The sequence below is a fragment of the Methylobacterium sp. SD274 genome, assembly GCF_017355285.1.
GTDB lineage: Bacteria > Pseudomonadota > Alphaproteobacteria > Rhizobiales > Beijerinckiaceae > Methylobacterium.
In genome coordinates this window covers 1-1,485 of the sequence record NZ_JADIJP010000074.1, presented here as the reverse complement: position 1 = coordinate 1,485, position 1,485 = coordinate 1, and the positions used below count along the sequence as shown (strand labels likewise).

Below are 1,485 nucleotides of genomic sequence, written 5' to 3'. Positions count from 1 at the left end.
CCAGCTTCAGGCGGTGGCGGACGCTGTGCGTCTGGAGATGATCGACGCGGTGTCGGTGACGGGCGGTCACCTCGGGTCGGGGCTCGGCGTGGTCGAGCTGACGGTGGCGCTGCATCACGTGTTCGACACGCCCGACGACCGGATCGTGTGGGATGTCGGGCACCAGGCCTACCCGCACAAGATCCTGACGGGGCGGCGCGACCGGATCCGGACGCTGCGCCAGCCGGGCGGGCTGTCGGGCTTCACCAAGCGGTCGGAGAGCGTCTACGACCCGTTCGGGGCGGCGCATTCCTCGACCTCGATCTCGGCGGCGCTCGGCATGGCGGTGGGCCGCGATCTCGACGAGTCGACCGCCAAGGCCAAGGGGCAGCCCGCTCCGAAGCGCCGCAACATGGTGGCGGTGATCGGCGACGGTTCGATGTCGGCGGGCATGGCCTACGAGGCGATGAACAATGCCGGCGCGCTGCATTCGCGGCTGATCGTGATCCTGAACGACAACGACATGTCGATCGCCCCGCCGGTGGGGGCGATGTCGGCCTATTTCGCGCGCCTGGCCTCGGGCGGGACCTATCGCGGCCTGCGCGAGACGGCCAAGCAGCTCGGCAAGCTGCTGCCGAAGGCGATCTACCAGCGCGCCGCGGCGGCGGAGGAATACGCCCGCTCCCTGGTGGTGGGCGGCGGCACGATGTTCGAGGAGATGGGCTTCCACTATGTCGGCCCGGTCGACGGGCACAACCTCGACCATCTCCTGCCGATCCTGAAGAACGTGCGCGACTCGGACCAGGGCCCGATCCTGCTCCATGTCGTGACCCAGAAGGGCAAGGGCTACGCCCCGGCCGAGGCGTCGGCCGACCGCTATCATGGCGTGGTGAAGTTCGACGTCCTGTCGGGTGTCCAGGCCAAGGCCAAGCCGAACGCGCCGGCCTATACGCGGGTCTTCGGCGAGAGCCTGATCAAGGCGGCGGATGCCGACGACAAGGTGGTGGCGATCACCGCGGCGATGCCGGGCGGCACCGGGATCGACCTGTTCGGCAAGGCGCATCCGGACCGGACCTTCGATGTGGGCATCGCCGAGCAGCATGCGGTGACGTTCGCGGGCGGTCTGGCGACGGAGGGCTACAAGCCGTTCGTGGCGATCTACTCGACCTTCCTGCAGCGGGCCTACGATCAGGTCGTGCACGATGTGGCTTTGCAGAACCTGCCCGTGCGGTTCTGCCTCGACCGGGCGGGTCTGGTGGGTGCGGACGGGGCGACCCATGCAGGCGCGTTCGATCTCGCCTATCTGTGCTGCCTGCCGAACATGACGGTGATGGCGGCCTCCGACGAGGCCGAGCTGGTCCACATGGTGGCGACCCAGCATGCCCATGACAGCGGCCCGATCGCGCTGCGCTATCCGCGCGGCGAGGGGGTCGGTGTCGACCTGCCCGAGCGCGGCGTGCCGCTGCCGATCGGCAAGGGCCGGATCGTGCGGCGTCCCGAGGGCGC

Annotated in this window: 1 protein-coding gene; it reads left to right on the top strand. The window is 69.5% G+C overall.

All coding sequences use genetic code 11. The features are described 5' to 3' along the window. On the top strand, positions 1 to 1,485 hold a 1,485-nt coding region (gene dxs / locus IPV08_RS24285), incomplete at both ends, for a 1-deoxy-D-xylulose-5-phosphate synthase (RefSeq protein WP_246748227.1).